The organism is Pseudomonas sp. MDT1-16, assembly GCF_054898115.1.
This window is the reverse complement of the sequence record NZ_CM142717.1, coordinates 2608224-2624254: the sequence shown is the minus strand read 5'-3', so window position 1 is coordinate 2624254 and position 16031 is coordinate 2608224. Positions and strand designations below refer to the sequence as shown.

Sequence of the window (16031 nt, the reverse complement as noted above, 5' to 3'; positions counted from 1 at the left end):
CGATGGGCAGAACCGACTTTTTTTTCGAGAAAACAGGTAGTTTTTGTTATGGCTAGAAGCTCCCAGCCTGATCAGGCCCTGCTCTCAATGCCGTCCTTCAAGGCCATGAGATCTTTCGTGGCCGCCGCCAAGTATCGGAACTTTACCCGGGCCGCCGAGGCGTTGTGCGTTACCCAGGCGGCCATCAGCCGTCAGATTCGCGAGCTTGAGCTCTACTTGGGGACGGAGTTGTTCACCCGTACAGGGAGGGAAGTCAGGCTGACAGCGTCAGGCACCGCACTCTTCGATGCTGCACAGCTGTCCCTGCTCAACATCTTTCAAGCGACTGAAAGAATCCGCCGGGAAAAAAGTGATAAGCGCACCCTGACCCTTTGCTGTTCACCCGCCTTGTCGGCGCTTTGGCTGTCCCACAGACTGAAAGACTTCTTCAGCGCCAATCCCGATGTCGACCTGAATGTCATCACCACCCAGCATTTTCTGGTGATGGAGCCCGGGATAAATCCGGATATTTTTATCACCAAGAACAGTGATCTGCGCCCCGGCTATCTGCGAATACCCTTGTTCCATGAAGTCGTCTATCCCGTGTGCGCACCTCGTTATCTGGAGGCTCACCCAGAACGGAGCACCCTGGAGGGCATGCGCAACAGCGTACTGCTGGACCTGAACCCTTATGGCCGTTCCCAGCTGTCAGAACAGGTCGACTGGAATGTGTGGTTCGCTTTTCAGTCCCATGATCTACAGATCCCGGCCTCGGAAAGCCCGCACTACTTCAGCAGCAATGACTACAGCCTTCTCGTGCAAATGGCGCTGGATGATCAAGGGCTCGCCTTGGGCCGGGATCATTTGGTGAGACATCTGGTACAACAGCAGGGGCGCCTGGTTCGGCCGGTAACGGAGGAGCTGACGCTCAGGGAAGCGGTTCAGTATTTGATGATCAATGAGAAGAAGGCAGAGGATCCGGCGTGTGGGCGTTTGAAGGATTGGCTGGTTGCTCAGTTCAAGTGAAGTGAAGTGAAGTGAAGTGAAGTGAATAGCGAGCGTCCGCAGCTGTCTATGAAATACAAAACGCCCGATGAAATACATCGGGCGTGTGGTGAGGTGGGTGTAAACCTGTTTCAGGACTAAACACACGTACAGTTGAGGTGACGGTTCAAATTGGAATCAAATCGCCTCGGAGTCGTCAACCGCAACCAACTCTAATCTTTCTTCGTCGAGGTTGCCGCCAATTTGTGTTGGACGCTCTGGGACCGGTGCCTCGGCGTCTTCAACGGGCCTATACAGGCCTTTCCCAGCTTTTGTCACATAACCTTTCTGGTAGAAGGTGCCCATCGCATTCGCAAATATCTTTCTCCATTCAAGGAGGGTTATGTGATCTAGAGATTTAAACCGTCCGTAAACTTCATCTGCCAGACTGCTCACGGACATAGTGCTATTGCGAGGATGCATAGCTATCCTAGATTGTGTAAATGCGAAAGCCGCTAGGTATAGGCTTCGGCCTGACGGCAATGGAACTAGCAGTACATTGTTCCGAAAATTCTTTCGACTCGCTCGCAAGAGTGCGGCAGCGGCTGCGATGCAAATCGGAAGTGTAGGCTGAAGCTCAATTGTACGATCCTTGGACAGTTGAGATGTTATGATCGCATCAAGTAGTCGCAACTCTTCAATGGTTTCCAAATCGCGTAACAAACCCTTGCTATCGCTGGCCGCACACAGAGTGCATTCACTCACGCTTTTGTCCGTATGCGGTGTTAAGCGGTTGCAGGCGTTGCAGTGCTCAAGGATAACAGAGTACTGAGCAACCGATTCGCGGTCGTCGAAGTTGTAGGCATCAGCTTGGTAAAATTTGGTGAGTGTATCTTTGTGCCAGAAAAAAATTGGATGTGCCAATTTTTTGCAGAGATGTTCGAGCCACAGCATTACCTGAGTCTCGTGAGCGTCGATCTCTATCAACCAGGCTTTCCAGTCGATAGCCCATGCAATATTAAGGCTTTTCAGGTTAAGTGAAGTAGCAGAGGTGCTGGTTGAAATTAAGTTCTTAATTCGGAGTGCTATCTGCTCTTTCTTCAGTATCGCAAAGGTCTCTGGGTTGTTTTGAAGTCGCGATTGAAACCCTTGTTTGCTTCTCCAATAACGGTTATGGGCATTATATATCACGATGCACTTGGATGTGGCGCGCGAGTATGCGCTAAATAATTCCGCAGCACTGAGTTGTTCGGCCCCAAGGACGAGAATGATCGAGGCTTCCATTCCGCGAAACTTTGCTATGTTTTTGCTCGAAACTTTAGAGGATGCCAAGAAGTCATAATATAATTTCCCGATAACTGACCCTGTCAATACAACAATATCGTCATCATTAACACCCTCATCTAGTAGAGTCTGCTTTATTTTCACCAAGTCTTCGCAAGGGTTGAGGGCTATAATTTCAACCGCAGTATCTAACTCCAGTATTCTAGGCGAGGAGTGTTGCAGCTTAGGGGGCACGACTTCCGCAAGTATGTCCGTAACCGCCTTGGGCATTCTTAGAATAATGGTCAGGGGGAACGGCTTTACGCCCAATATTTCACTCAGCACCTCTAGCGAAACGCTTTCCCGCTCGAAAGAGAAAACTTGGGTTTCATCGCAGAAGAAGGCTTTCGGCTTGTCTCGGAACCATGTCGCCAGAGCCTCGCACCACGTTGGGCTAAGCGCCTGAGATTCGTCCACCACTAGCGCATCGTAACTGCCCATTAGGTCTTGGCTTAGCGCCTTGCTCAAGTCCTCGACGCAAGTCGTCTTATACCATCCGTCCGCGTCATGGGCGTGCCCGAGAACTTTCGCGGCTTGTCTACAGAGACCATGCCACGTCAGTACTGTGCATGAACTGTAATCAGCGAGCTGGTTACGAATGAAATCGGTTAGATTTATGTTGAAAGAAATTACAAGAATACGTCTACCGTCGACCGCCAGCTTTCGGGCGGACTCGATAGCGATCAGAGTTTTGCCTGTCCCTGGCCATCCTGTGATCAGCGACGTTTCATTTCTTAAAACGTTGCGCACCACCGCGCTTTGTTCGTCGGTAAGCTTAAGCCACACCTTGTTGTCGTAAAGTATCCGATTCCCCCATTGAGGCTGCCCGTCGATGGTTGGCGTGAGAAAATCGATGAGTTCCTGGACTCGGGCTGTTCCCAGCCTGAAGTTTAGTAGTGCGCCTTTCCAATACATCATCAGGGCGATGATGTGTTGGGCAATATCTGGCATGCCGAGGTAATCGATGTAAATCGGCTGTGGTGGATTGCTGGACGTGTCGTACATTCCTGGCGAAGCCGGCAGATCCCGGAAGTCAGAGTCGGGGAATACAAATCCGTAACCAATTTTCAGGCGCAACGAGGGCTTGTTTCCTAGCCAGCGTGCCAAGCCATGGACATTTTTTCTCGCCTGGGTGACCGGGTCGATGGTGAATTTCCGGCTGTCGTGGAAAAATCTTGAATTCTCAATGTGATACTTGCCGCTCTTAACCTCTAAAGCCAGCACACCGTTTTCCGGATGAATCACAAGTAAATCAATCTCACCGGTAGGCGCGGCGTTCAAGCCGACTTCATTCACAGCAGCACAGAGCCACGGTAGGCTGTGAATCACGGTGTAATCGTCAGGTAGGGTTGTTTTCAAAACCCAATAGAGATCTCGCTCGCCTCTGCTGTCTGTTTCGTGAGGACCGTGATCCGGAATCATCCTTGCCATCTGCTGCAACGCCTTCTGCTTCTACGGTTAGGCATATTTTCAATGACCAAGCCGAGCGCCGCAATGAGTGTTTGCTTGCCTGGACCTTTCACTTTTGGGCGTTAGAGGTGTTGTTAACAGAACCTGTCTTCACTCGACAAGCTGGCCCCACTCCTTCGACCAATCTGAGGGTATCGCCCCAAAGCCGCCAGTCAGAGTACCTACCAAAAAGTGGGCGATTCACTTAGCGCCATGCTACCAAGCAACGCAAAAAAACCCAGTCATTTGTATCCGTCCGGCCAAGTTATCTAGCCCGTTCTGCAAAGCCAAGACATGGTGTGCACTTAAATTTTAGTGGACACCAGTTCTAGCCTTTTAAGCGGGTCTTTCATGCATCCACAACGCCGTTCCTACTCCAAATCCTTCAAGGCCCAGGTCATTCAAGAGTGCGCCCAGCCCGGGGCCTCGATTGCCAGCGTTGCGCTGAGCCACAGCCTCAACGCGAACCTCGTCCATAAATGGATTCGGGGACAAACACAGAAAGCCATGGCGCTGCAACCTGCTTTCATTCCGCTGCCCTTGCAGCTAGCCGGAGCAAATTCGCAAGCCGCGTCATCGACTATCTGCGTCGAAATCCCACACCCGCGCGGCACCGTCAAAGTGAACTGGCCGACCGAAAGCGCGGCTGCCTGCGCCACCTTTCTTCGAGACCTGTTGCGATGATCCGCATCGACGCCATCTGGCTCGCCACCGAGCCCATGGACATGCGTACCGGCACCGACACAGCAATGGCGCGGGTGGTGGCGGTGTTCGGTGCGGCGCAGCCGCACTGTGCTTATCTGTTTGCCAACCGCCGCGCCAATCGGATGAAAGTGCTGGTGCACGACGGGTTGGGTATCTGGCTGGCGGCGCGCCGCCTGCACCAAGGCAAGTTCTTCTGGCCGGGTTCTCGACACGGCTCTCAGATGGAATTGGGTGCCGAACAACTACATGCCCTGGTGCTGGGTTTGCCATGGCAAAGAGTCGGGCCTGGCAGCGCGATTTCCATCGTTTAACGCCTGCCATGACCACCCAGGCCGTGCAATTGTCCGATGAGCCTATCGTCGGTTTTCGCCGGCTCTGGCAAAATCGGCGGCATGACTTCGCTGCCCAATCTCGACCAACTAAATCCTGAACAACTGCGCGCTCTGCCGGCGCAGTTGATGCAGCGTGTCGAGAGTCTCGATCAGAAAGTCGAGACAATGGGCAAGAAGATCCACCGCGACCAAACGGTTATCGAAAAGCTGACCCACGAGATTGCGCAGCTCAAGCGCTTCAAGTTTGCCAAGCGCAGTGAGCAATTAAGTCCGGATCAAGCCAGTCTTCTTGATGACCTGATCGACACCGACATTGCAGCCATCGAAGCTGAACTTGAAGCGCTGAAACTTGCTCCCGCTTCGACTGAGGTTCGGCAAAAACCTAAACGCACCGCCTTGCCACCGCAGTTTCCGCGCACTCTGATCCACCACGAACCCGATAGCAGCCACTGCCAGTGCGGCTGTGCTCTCAAGCGTATCGGCGAGGACGTCAGCGAGAAACTCGACTACACGCCGGGCGTGTTCACCGTTGAACGGCACATCCGTGGCAAACGGGTCTGCGATCAGTGCGAAACCCTGATCCAGGCACCGGTTCCGGCTCAGGTCATCGACAAGGTCATCCCGACCGCAGGGCTGCTGACCCATGTCATGATCGCGAAGTTTGCCGACCATTTGCCGCTCTATCGCCAGGAATCGATTTTCGGTCGAGCTGGGTTGGCCATCGCCCGCTCAACCTTGGCGCAATGGGTCGGCAACTGTGGTGTGCAGTTGCACCCGCTGGTCGATGCCTTGCGCGATGCTGGCCTCGAACATGGCGTAATCCACGCCGATGAAACACCGGTGCAGATGCTCATGCCGGGCGCGAAGAAAACCCATCGCGCCTATGTCTGGGCGTATGCGACCAGCCAGTTCTCGGACTTGGCGGCGGTCGTTTACGACTTCAGCCCCAGCCGCGCCGGAGAGCACGCCCGCAACTTCGTGGTGATGTCGGCCGTGGATTCATAAAAGGTTTGCTGGTAATTAGTGCTCATAAATTCATGTGGCCTCGACGGCGTTTTGATTCAATCGCCTAGTTGCAATAGAAAATCCTGGACGTAGGGCACGACCGATATTCCGGCGTGGGCAGTGTTGGGAACAATGTCTTGCTGAACACGTATGTCATAGGCCTCAAGGTTACGTGGTGCACCGATAGAAACGGAGCGTAGACGTTCGGGGTGCAGGTAGTAAAATCGGTTGGCAAATCGTAGTTTGGTGCCTGCCGGAGAAGATGTCCGGACTAGACTCGCTCATCCTTGCAGCCCTGCCATACTGTTCAACATGACCAGTGCAACCTTCCGCTTCTACGAGGAGCTCAACGATTTCCTGCCGGCCGAACGGCGGCGGCAGTCCTTCACCTGCGAGTGCGCGCGAGCGGCGACGGTCAAGCACATGATCGAGGCGCTCGGGATACCGCACACCGAGGTCGAGTTGGTGCTGCTCAACGGCGAGTCGGTGGGCTTCGAGCGGGTGATTTTCGACGGTGACCGACTGGCGGTGTATCCCAAGTTCGAAGCGCTGGACATCAGCCCGCTGCTCAAGGTTCGTGCGCAACCTTTACGGGTGCTGCGCTTCGTCGCTGATGCGCACCTTGGCGGGCTGGCCAACCTGCTGCGCATGAGCGGCTTCGACACTCTCTACGACAATGGCTTCGAGGATGGCGAGATCGCCGAGATCGCTGCGCAGCAAGGACGCATCGTGCTAACCCGTGACCGCGAACTGCTCAAGCGACGGATCATCAGCCACGGCTGTTACGTGCATGCCCTGAAACCGTCGCTGCAGCTGCGCGAGTTGTACGAGCGCCTCGACCTGGCGCGTAGCGCGCGGCCATTCAGCCTGTGCATTCATTGCAACCTGCCGCTGCACGAGATCAGCCCGGAACTGGCCCGGTCGCAGGTGCCGCCACTCGTTGGCGCCCTCTATTCGCACTTCCTGCGCTGCGACGCCTGCCAGCGAGTCTACTGGGAGGGTTCGCACTGGCGCGGCATGTGTGCACTGCTGGCACCTCTGCTGTACCGATAGCCGAGCGCATCGGGCCGCCTCTACGACTTGAAGCGCCCCACCAGTCCGTTCAGTTCATTCGAGAGGTGCGAAAGCCGGCCTGAGTCTTCTTGCGCAGAGCCGGCCAGGCTTTCGACCAGCCGCGCCTCGTCGTAGATCTGCTGGATATGCCGATTGATCTCTTCGGCCACACTGTGCTGCTCTTCCGCCGCCGCCGATATCTGCAGGTTCTGATCCCTGATTTTATTGACCGACAACTGGATGCCTTCAAAGCTGTCACATGCGCTCTCGATCGAGGACACACTGGCTCGCGACAGGTCCAGGCAACTTTCCATCTTCTGCGAAACTTCCTTTATCAGCTCAGATCAGCTCACCAAGATGCTGGTCGAGCGGGCCCTTGAGGACGAAATGATCGAGGCGTGGATGGCGATCCTGCTGCACCAGGACATCATCCCTCTGCTCGCTGCCATGAACGCCCTGCAATGCTTTGGACATGGCCAGCTTTCGCTTGGCCGGCCTGCAGGAGCCGCAGCACCCGTAAAGTCCTGTGCCGCAGTCGTTGCTGTTGGTGGCCGAGCGGGGGTGAGTGCAATCGATGAATTCGGGCAAGGCGAACCGCCTGGCCGGATACTGCTCGGCTGAGTATCCGCAGGGAGCCTGCCCCGTTTGACCGGCACGGCTCCCAAGCCCGCGCTGTGCGCACGAGAGGCGCCTGCTTTTGGCCAACTTCTATCGCTAACGGCTGCCCGCTTGGGTCGTTGGAAGTATGTAGCTCTGATACATTTGCCCTTTTTCAGGAGGGAAAAATTATGCGAAGGATTATCGCAACGGGGGCGCTCTTGCTGGCCTTGGGCGGTTGCGCAACATCACCTATGCGGGTTTCTGACGCGCGGCCAGTGCCGGCCAATGAGATGTACGCGTTCAAAAGCCAGGGTACGAAAGATCCGGGACGCCTGACCATTCTCCGTGATGACGGGTTTGTCGGTGCGGGATGTGACCTCATGTTCTACATTGATGGTCAGCGCGCAGCCAAGATAGGTCCCGGTCAGAAGGCATCTTTCGTTTTGCCTGCCGGTGAAGTGAACCTCGGTACCGGGCTCGCCGAGTCTGGATTATGTGCTGGTGTTGCGATCAAAACTGTCGCGGCCAACATCAAGCCAGGGAAAGAAGTGATTTATCGAATCAACTGGGATACGCAAGGTTTCTACTTGGGCCCCTACGTTGAATATGGACGTTGAGCCCAGACAGTTCCGGCCTGTTTCGCACGCCACACCACCTATAGTGAGTGATCGCAAACACCAAAGCGCACCCTGAATACGGAACGGGTGGCTCGCAACAACTCATCCAAAAACCGGGCAATTCCTCTGTCATTACGGCGGATGAAGTCACTATTTTGCCGGAGAAATAAAAAGTGCTAACAGACCAGCAGGCTCGTTTATCACTCAAAGAACTAATCGAAAAATACCTCAAGGGAAGAGATCCCGATTACGAACGTCTGATCGAAATCGTTCAGGATCCATCGCTGCAAGTTCCCATCAGAGGCATGCTCGAAGACATTAGGCGATTTAACAACGTGCAATTCACGCAACAGGAACTGGAACGGATCGACGGCCTTTTATACATGTACGGGTAAGTCGGTTACACGTTGGCACCGGTGCTAGTCCTTTCGGCGCCAATTTTCTCCGGTTGCTACCTGGTCAGGCTTGGCGGAAGAGCGGGAGGCGCGATTTTGCTCACTCTCGCCTGCCGTTTGGGTGTCCGCTATCGGCCATTAGCGTATACCCGGGAACGTCTGCTCACCGCCCAAGCTCCGGGAGCGACAGTCAGTCTGGGTCGAAGAGCTCCGATCGTTTCGTGTTGCAACCGAACTCAAGAGAAGCAGCATTGATTTCATTCAATGCGCACAATCAGGGACTGGTCGCAGGGGCAGACGCGTGTGCTCGCCCATACGCCTGCGTGATGGTCGGAATACCAGGTAGATAAGGTCACTTCTTCCTGGGGTCATCCGCGGGATTTAGAAAATTGATACCCCACGGGCCGGTCCCATGGATCTGCACGACAGTTTCTTCTTGGGTAAATACATACATCGGCATACCAACAGGCATGATCGTGATACCGCCCGGCGTGTAGGCCCTGGCTTTGGCGGGGTCAAATTTGTCGCCGACTCCTAGGTGAAAAGTTCCGGAAATTACGGTGACACGTTCCACTGCCGGGTGAGTATGGACACCTATTTTAGAGTTGGCAGGTAGCTTGAGCCGAAAGGTAAACGGATCTACAGTTTTCAGGTCGCCTTCAATAACTACGATTTGGGCGCCGGGTGCGACCGATGGCGCATCAGACCATTTGAGATCGGAGGGTAGAACTGATATGTGGCCCGCCATCGGTTGCTCAGCGCTCGACACGGGTAACGTCATGAATGCGGCGAGTGTGAACGCGCACACCACAAAGACTCTTAATCTGTACATTTCCTGCTCCTTTCGAGCGGAACAAATGTTGCCCAAGGCTGTCACCATTGATTAAAGCTACCCTGGAGCCATAAGCAAGGCGGCCTATTGTTAAAGCCGCGACCGTTAGGGACGTCGGGGGACGCATCCGGCCATCTACGGCAGCTATGTGTCGTTTTCTGCCTGTCACCCGCGTCAACTTTGGGTCGATTGCAGCCCGTTGCTGACCAGTAATCAACGGCCTTGCGCAGGTGCGGGAAACATTGCCTTGCGCGCCGAGATCGGTTGCGACTTGATGGATATGATCGGCTGACGCTTACGGGCTCGAGCAGCGGAATAAACAAAAACGGGCGCCGTGAAGGCGCCCGTTTTTTTGTGTCCGCAAACAAAGAGGTGCGCCAGCATCCATCGGACTGCCGGCCTTCACCTCAAAATCAATCCCCATTTAATGCAGATTTTAAGGATGGCTTTCCAAACGCCAAAACCACAGTTAATGTAATAACAACTACAAAATAAATAGCGTTCTCTACATGAACAACTGGCTGACACTGATTCTCGCTTTACCCACCGCGAATTCCACCGAGCGCATGCGAGCCTGGCGTGCGCTGAAAGCCTCAGGTGCGGCGGTTCTGCGCGATGGTGCGTATCTGTTGCCTGATACCGGTGTCTGTCGTGAAGCTCTGGCGTCTGTCGAGCGCGACATCCTTTCTATCAATGGCACTGTTTACATCCTGCCCGTGGTCGATCCGAAGGGTGAGCGCTTTGTCGAGTTGTTCGACCGTAGCGATGACTACATCAAGCTACGCGCAGAGATTGAAGAGTGCCGTGGGCAGCTCAATCCTGAAAACGCATTGGCCACCACCAAACAAATTCGCAAGCTGCGCAAAAACTACGATCAGCTCACCCACATCGATTATTTCCCAGGTAAGCCCAAGGAGCAGATTGATTCAGCCTTGCAGGAGCTTGAGACGGCTGCCAGCAGAGCGTTGTCCGCGGATGAACCCCATAGCCGCGACGAGCCCATAATGGCACTCAACCGTGGTGACTATCAAAGTCGTGTCTGGGCAACACGTAAGCGTCCGTGGGTTGACCGTCTGGCTTGTGCCTGGTTGATTCGGCGCTTCATTGATCCACAAGCTCAGATCCTCTGGCTGAGTACTCCACATGACTGTCCGGCAGACGCGCTGGGCTTCGACTTCGATGGTGCGACCTTCAGTCATGTCGGCAATCGCGTGACCTTCGAAACCCTGCAAGCCAGTTTTGAGCTTCAAGAGCCCGGCCTGAACCGCATCGCGACCTTGGTGCACTACCTCGATATCGGCGGTATTCAGCCTTTGGAGGCTGCCGGTATCGAGCGCGTGCTGGCAGGACTGCGCAAAACCATTACCCATGACGACCACTTGCTGGCTGCTGCCAGCGCCATCTTCGACGGCCTGCTCGCCGAGTTTGTGAAAGAGGAACAACCCAATGAGTAAGGTGTTGGCATCAACGGCTGAAGAGGATCTATCGAGGCCGAAGGCGATCAGCTTGTGTGAGGCATTCTGGTTCTGGTTGAAGCTCGGCTTCATCAGTTTTGGCGGGCCAGCAGGACAGATTTCGATCATGCACCAGGAACTGGTGGAACGTCGGCGCTGGATCTCCGAACGTCGCTTTCTCCATGCGCTCAACTATTGCATGTTGCTGCCTGGGCCAGAGGCTCAGCAATTGGCGACTTACATTGGCTGGCTGATGCATCGAACCTGGGGCGGAGTGATCGCCGGAGTGTTGTTTGTGCTGCCCTCACTGTTCATCCTCATCGCTTTGTCGTGGATGTACATCGCGTTCGGCGAAGTGCCTGTGGTGGCCGGCCTCTTCTATGGGATCAAGCCTGCCGTGACGGCCATCGTGGTGCAGGCGGCACATAGGATTGGCACTCGGGCGCTGAAGAATAATTGGCTGTGGGCGATAGCAGCAGCTTCATTTACCGCGATCTTCGCGTTCAATGTTCCTTTCCCGTTGATCGTATTGGGGGCAGCGTTAATCGGCTATGTCGGAGGGCGGTTGGCGCCTGAGAAGTTCAGAGCCGGGGGCCATAGTGCTGCCAAAAAATCCTTCGGCCCGGCCTTGATTGATGACGACACCCCGTCCCCGGAACATGCCCGGTTCAGCTGGATGAAACTGGCGCTGCTGGCCCTCATCGGCGCAGCGCTGTGGGCTTTGCCGATGGGTATTTTGATCGCCCTCTTTGGCTGGGAAGGCACCTTGACCCAGATGGGCTGGTTCTTTACCAAGGCCGCGTTGCTGACTTTTGGCGGGGCCTATGCAGTCCTCCCGTATGTCTATCAAGGTGCGGTCGGTCACTACGGCTGGCTTACCCCGACTCAGATGATCGACGGTTTGGCACTGGGGGAAACCACACCGGGGCCGCTGATCATGGTGGTGGCCTTCGTCGGCTTTGTTGGAGCGTACGTCTCACAAGTGTTCGGCGCCGATCAGGTGTTTCTGGCCGGGGCTGTCGCGGCCACCCTGGTGACATGGTTCACCTTCCTGCCCTCGTTCCTGTTCATCCTCGCCGGTGGCCCGCTGGTGGAATCGACCCACAACGAACTCAAGTTCACTGCACCGCTTACCGCAATCACAGCGGCGGTGGTTGGAGTGATCCTCAATCTGGCATGTTTTTTCGGCTATCACGTGCTGTGGCCGCAAGGCTTCAGCGGCAACCTCGACTGGCCCTCTGCACTGATCGCCATTTTGGCGGCAATTGCCTTGTTCCGCTTCAAACGGGGTGTCATTCAGGTGCTGATGGCTTGCGCGATTGTCGGCTTGGCGGTGCATCTGCTGCGCTAGAGAGGATGTGATCGGTCGACGCTTACGGACTCAAGCAGCGGAACAATCGAAAACGGGCGCCTTGTCGGGCGCCCGCTTTGTTTAGGGTTGCGTGCTGCGGGTTTTGGTCACTTGCAGCTATTCACCCACTGCCGAACGATGCAGCCCATCGCAGCAAGCAGCTAAGTTTTATCAGGAGGCCTTCGCGAAACCCTGAAAAGTCAGGAGGCAAACAATGAGCAAACAACCTCAACCCCGGAGCCGCTCCAACCCCCAACCCAGATCCCGCCCGGTAGTGCCTGCCCTGCCCTGCAAAACAGGCACCCAGTCCGGGGGATTGCGCGGTAACTACCCACCGAAGAAGTCCAATTGAGCTCAAGCGTGCGGCAGACTTTGCAGTTGAGTCTGTTGGACTTTCCCATCAACCCTTATGGCTGATCAGTGCGATTTTTTCGATACCGAAGTCCCGGCTTTGCTCAACCCTTTCGTGTTGTGATCGCCTGGTGTCGTGGTCGAGACTGCTCTGGCTTTGTCCAAGCCGCGAGTATCTTTGGAGTTGGCGATGCCTGAAGTCGTTTGGCCATGACCGCTATCACTATTGCGAACACTGCCGTAGTGGTTTCCGCTTTCGCCACGGTCGCGAACAGCCTTGCCGGCATGATCGCTGGACAGCCCATTACCGCGGCCGTTGCTGTCAGAGTTGCCGGAGTGACCTGAACCGCTGTGACCGCCGCCTATACCGCCGCCGTGGCCACCGCCATTACCACCTCCGTTGCCGCCCCCACCACCACCACCACCACCACCACCACCACCACCGCCACCACCACCACCACCACCGTCTTTCGCATAGGCGGAGTTCATGAGGGACAGGTCAGCAGGGAGTAATGGGGCGGCCGCCAGCATCAGGGCGCAGGACATTACAGCAACGAGACTCTTATTCTTTAAAAGCATGATGGCTTCCATAGGTTGATATCGCGAATCTTATGACGCTGTAAGCCCCAGACAGTTCAAAGTCCTGCGACCGACGGATGCTGCCAGCGCTAGCGTGCCGCGCTCCGGGTACTCGCAAACGCACTCGTGCCAAGCCAGCGCCACAAGCTTTCCGCATCCTTCACCGCGCCAGCCACACGCAGCTCTCGCGACTGAAGAACCTCCCGCGGTGTGCGGTCGCCCGTCCACACCTCGGTCAACGCGCGCACGCTGGAGTCCACGACGAGCGTCAGTTCGCGTCCGGGGTCGTCGCGGCACAGGTCTGCCACGCCCTGTTCGACCACGAGCCACCACGCTTGCTCGCCGGGCCGCGCGTCGCGGAACGTGAACTGGATGACCACCGGTCGGGACGGGAACGTTTCGATGCGCACGAACCGGCGCACGTCCCACATCAGCAAGCCCGCGTCGAGTTCGTCATCGCGCAGGCGACTGCCGATCCAGCGCGCGCCCCAATGACCTAGCGCCATGATGATGGGGCGCAATTCCTCGCCCGCCTCGGTCAGGCTGTACTCCCAGACTTTGCCTGCGGCCGTGCGGTGCACGACGCCGATTTCTTCCAGATGGCGCAGCCGCTGTGTCAGCAGGTTGGTGGACATCCGTGGTACGCCGCGGTGCAGTTCATTGAAGCGTTTACTGCCGCACAGCAACTCGCGCACGACTAAAGGTGTCCAGCGCTCGCACAGCGCTTCAGCACCGCGTGCGACCGTGCAGAACTGACCGTAGCTTTCGTCCATTGCCTGGGCTCCGCGATTACAACGCTTCAGATTCTGAACTAGCCCCGCGACTTCGCCACGCGCACGCTCAAGCCTTCGAAAGCCAAAAGCCAAAGGAGAACGCCATGACCAAGGTAGCCATCATTCAGCGCCCGCCCGTGCTGCTCGATCGCAGCGCGACGATCGCCCGGGCCGTGCAATCGGTCGCTGAGGCCGCGACGGCGGGAGCCTCGCTGATCGTTTTGCCCGAATCGTACATTCCCGGTTACCCGTCGTGGATCTGGCGGCTGGCGGCGGGAAAGGACGGGGCTGTAATCGGTCAGTTGCACACGCGGCTGCTGGCCAACGCCGTCGATATTACTAACGGTGACCTGAGCCAATTGTGCGAGGCCGCCAGGGTTCACGCCGTGACGATCGTGTGCGGCATCAATGAATGCGACCGGTGCAATGGTGGCGGCACGCTCTATAACAGCGTAGTCGTTATCGGCGCGAACGGCGCAGTGCTCAACCGACACCGCAAGCTGATGCCAACCAATCCCGAGCGTATGGTGCATGGCTTCGGTGATGCCTCCGGGTTGCGCACGGTCGATACACCGGTCGGCCGCGTGGGTGCGCTCATCTGCTGGGAAAACTACATGCCGCTGGCACGCTATTCACTGTATGCCCAAGGGGTGGAAATCTACGTCGCCCCCACGTACGACACTGGCGAGGGCTGGATCAGCACGATGCGTCACATTGCACTTGAAGGCCGCTGCTGGGTGCTCGGCAGTGGCACCGCGCTGCGCGGCAGCGATATCCCCGATGACTTCCCGGCGCGTACGCAACTGTTTCCCGATCCGGACGAATGGATCAACGACGGCGACTCGGTGGTGGTCAACCCTCAAGGCCGGATCGTGGCCGGTCCATTACACCGAGAGGCAGGCATTTTGTATGCGGACATCGACGTCTCACTCGTGGCGCCAGCGCGGCGTGCGCTCGACGTCACCGGGCATTACGCGCGCCCTGACATTTTCGAACTGCAGGTGCGGCGCACGCCGGCCACAGCGGTGCGCTACATCGACGGGTGAAGGCAGGCAACGTTCAGGCGATCCATGCCATGTCCGGCGGTATCGCCTGGCAATTAATCAAGGAGTCATGCCATGAGCATTGAACGGTCTTACAAGGGCAATTGTTTTTGCGGCGCAGTCGAGTTCACAGTCAGCGGCGAGCCGGTCGGAATGGGCTATTGCCATTGCGAGTCGTGTCGGCATTGGTCAGCAGGACCGGTCAATGCCTTCACGCTGTGGAAACCCGAGGCGGTGCAAGTGACTCGGGGTGCTGACAACATCGGCACCTACAACAAGACACCGCGCAGTTACCGCAAGTGGTGCAAGACGTGCGGCGGACACATCTTTACTGAACACCCGGGGATGGGGCTCATCGACGTGTATGCCGCGGTCATCCCGGATCTCGCATACTCGCCAGGCGTTCACGTGCACTATCAGGAGACTGTGCTGCGCATCAAGGATGGATTGCCCAAGCTAAAGGATGTCCCCAACGAATTAGGGGGATCGGGCATCAGCGTGGACGAATAGCGTAGCAAGGTAACGGCAATGTCATAGGCAACCGCCTCAGAACACCCTTCAAATGGGCATACGGATCATGCCCATTGCCCGCGCCACTCAAGCATTAATCAAAAGCACCGTTGAGCACTTCGTAGATGAGCCCGGTTGCCAGCGCAACCAATATCAAGTCGGTGCCAGCTTGCTGCCATTCATATCCATCATAATGAGGCAGCCTGCCGATTAACCGACCGTCCAGTTTTTTGGCAATCCCTGGTGGAAGCGGCTTACCTCGCGCGAGGTTCTTTTGAATGCCGGGTGGCAATGCAGGTCCGGGGCTCCAGTAGTCTCGATACCCACCAACAATCCCAAGTACGCTTGCGCGACTGATGATTGGGCCATTATCCCAATCGCCGCCCCCGGAATTTTTGCCTTTGCTTCCCTGTCCACCCTGACTGCCATGAACTTGGCTGTTTTGCGGATTTCCCTTGGCGTTTCCTTGACCCTTTCCATTACCGGGATCGGCTAACGCAGTTGCTGAGCCGCAGACCAGCGCAAGGCATGTAACAGCTGCAATCAACGAGCGAGATCTGAGCATGAGTCGTTCCTTCAGCGTGGAGGGATATCTCAATGAAATTTAGACGCTATTGACGATGTTGGTTCCATTTCTTCCCATCAACACCCAAGCCCCCCCTCGATGTCCCCTGCCAAGCCATGACCGACTACCGC

At 56.3% G+C, this 16031-nt stretch carries 15 protein-coding genes and 2 pseudogenes; 10 read left to right on the top strand and 7 right to left on the bottom strand.

Annotated features, from left to right (window positions below; genetic code table 11):
* Positions 1-48 precede the first annotated feature (48 nt).
* On the top strand, positions 49-1005 hold the full coding sequence (locus ACYZT3_RS11835) for a LysR family transcriptional regulator (RefSeq protein ID WP_462032142.1): 957 nt from the start codon (positions 49-51) through the stop codon (positions 1003-1005).
* A gap of 156 nt (positions 1006-1161) precedes the next feature.
* Here ACYZT3_RS11835 and ACYZT3_RS11830 read toward each other — a convergent pair whose 3' ends face one another.
* The gene (locus tag ACYZT3_RS11830; protein WP_462032141.1) at positions 1162-3717 is read right to left on the bottom strand and encodes a nuclease-related domain-containing DEAD/DEAH box helicase; all 2556 of its coding nucleotides are present in this window, start codon (positions 3715-3717) and stop codon (positions 1162-1164) included.
* Positions 3718-4086: 369 nt separating this feature from the next.
* On the opposite strand from ACYZT3_RS11830, the gene tnpA reads away from it, so the two are divergent.
* The 4 genes and pseudogenes from tnpA (at position 4087) to ACYZT3_RS11810 (ending at position 6830) form a co-directional block, all read left to right on the top strand.
* Positions 4087-4419, top strand: coding sequence for an IS66-like element accessory protein TnpA (gene tnpA / locus ACYZT3_RS11825; protein ID WP_282377767.1), 333 nt, complete (start codon positions 4087-4089; stop codon positions 4417-4419).
* Positions 4416-4751 (top strand): IS66 family insertion sequence element accessory protein TnpB, encoded by a 336-nt coding sequence (gene tnpB / locus ACYZT3_RS11820; protein WP_462032140.1) that lies wholly within the window; start codon positions 4416-4418, stop codon positions 4749-4751. The genes tnpA and tnpB overlap by 4 nt, the downstream gene beginning before the upstream one ends.
* An 81-nt stretch (positions 4752-4832) precedes the next feature.
* Positions 4833-5753, top strand: a pseudogene (gene tnpC / locus ACYZT3_RS11815) (IS66 family transposase); the annotation flags it as partial.
* Between the two features lie 336 nt (positions 5754-6089).
* Positions 6090-6830 carry a Mut7-C RNAse domain-containing protein gene (locus tag ACYZT3_RS11810; RefSeq protein WP_462032139.1) on the top strand — a complete coding sequence of 247 codons (741 nt, stop codon included), beginning with the start codon at positions 6090-6092 and terminating at the stop codon, positions 6828-6830.
* Between the two features lie 20 nt (positions 6831-6850).
* Here the strand turns inward: ACYZT3_RS11810 and ACYZT3_RS11805 are convergent.
* Both ACYZT3_RS11805 and ACYZT3_RS11800 read right to left on the bottom strand, forming a co-directional pair.
* Positions 6851-7162: pseudogene (locus tag ACYZT3_RS11805) on the bottom strand (methyl-accepting chemotaxis protein); the annotation flags it as partial.
* A gap of 7 nt (positions 7163-7169) precedes the next feature.
* Entirely contained in the window at positions 7170-7304 is a 135-nt protein-coding gene (locus ACYZT3_RS11800; protein ID WP_462032138.1) for a hypothetical protein, read from the bottom strand.
* A 314-nt stretch (positions 7305-7618) separates the two neighbouring features.
* Between ACYZT3_RS11800 and ACYZT3_RS11795 the strand changes: the two genes are divergently transcribed.
* On the top strand, positions 7619-8047 hold the full coding sequence (locus ACYZT3_RS11795; RefSeq protein WP_282377765.1) for a flagellar basal body L-ring protein FlgH: 429 nt from the start codon (positions 7619-7621) through the stop codon (positions 8045-8047).
* 747 nt (positions 8048-8794) lie between these two features.
* On the opposite strand, the gene ACYZT3_RS11790 is transcribed toward ACYZT3_RS11795, so the two are convergent.
* A complete protein-coding gene (locus ACYZT3_RS11790) occupies positions 8795-9274 on the bottom strand; it encodes a cupin domain-containing protein (RefSeq protein WP_462032137.1) in 480 nt (159 codons plus the stop codon).
* A 509-nt stretch (positions 9275-9783) separates the two neighbouring features.
* Between ACYZT3_RS11790 and ACYZT3_RS11785 the strand changes: the two genes are divergently transcribed.
* Positions 9784-10728 carry a chromate resistance protein ChrB domain-containing protein gene (locus ACYZT3_RS11785; protein WP_282377763.1) on the top strand — a complete coding sequence of 315 codons (945 nt, stop codon included), beginning with the start codon at positions 9784-9786 and terminating at the stop codon, positions 10726-10728.
* Entirely contained in the window at positions 10721-12079 is a 1359-nt protein-coding gene (gene chrA / locus ACYZT3_RS11780) for a chromate efflux transporter (RefSeq protein ID WP_282377762.1), read from the top strand. Before ACYZT3_RS11785 ends, chrA begins: the two co-directional genes overlap by 8 nt.
* Before the next feature lie 417 nt (positions 12080-12496).
* Here chrA and ACYZT3_RS11775 read toward each other — a convergent pair whose 3' ends face one another.
* Together ACYZT3_RS11775 and ACYZT3_RS11770 are read right to left on the bottom strand one after the other, a co-directional pair.
* Positions 12497-13009, bottom strand: a complete 513-nt coding sequence (locus ACYZT3_RS11775; protein ID WP_462032364.1) for a hypothetical protein — start codon at positions 13007-13009, stop codon at positions 12497-12499.
* Between the two features lie 89 nt (positions 13010-13098).
* On the bottom strand, positions 13099-13782 hold the full coding sequence (locus ACYZT3_RS11770) for a winged helix-turn-helix transcriptional regulator (protein WP_462032136.1): 684 nt from the start codon (positions 13780-13782) through the stop codon (positions 13099-13101).
* Between the two features lie 104 nt (positions 13783-13886).
* On the opposite strand from ACYZT3_RS11770, the gene ACYZT3_RS11765 reads away from it, so the two are divergent.
* Both ACYZT3_RS11765 and ACYZT3_RS11760 read left to right on the top strand, forming a co-directional pair.
* On the top strand, positions 13887-14828 hold the full coding sequence (locus ACYZT3_RS11765) for a carbon-nitrogen hydrolase family protein (protein ID WP_462032135.1): 942 nt from the start codon (positions 13887-13889) through the stop codon (positions 14826-14828).
* Between the two features lie 72 nt (positions 14829-14900).
* On the top strand, positions 14901-15335 hold the full coding sequence (locus ACYZT3_RS11760) for a GFA family protein (RefSeq protein ID WP_282377760.1): 435 nt from the start codon (positions 14901-14903) through the stop codon (positions 15333-15335).
* 94 nt (positions 15336-15429) lie between these two features.
* Here ACYZT3_RS11760 and ACYZT3_RS11755 read toward each other — a convergent pair whose 3' ends face one another.
* The gene (locus tag ACYZT3_RS11755; protein ID WP_282377759.1) at positions 15430-15900 is read right to left on the bottom strand and encodes an anti-virulence regulator CigR family protein; all 471 of its coding nucleotides are present in this window, start codon (positions 15898-15900) and stop codon (positions 15430-15432) included.
* Positions 15901-16031: the final 131 nt, after the last annotated feature.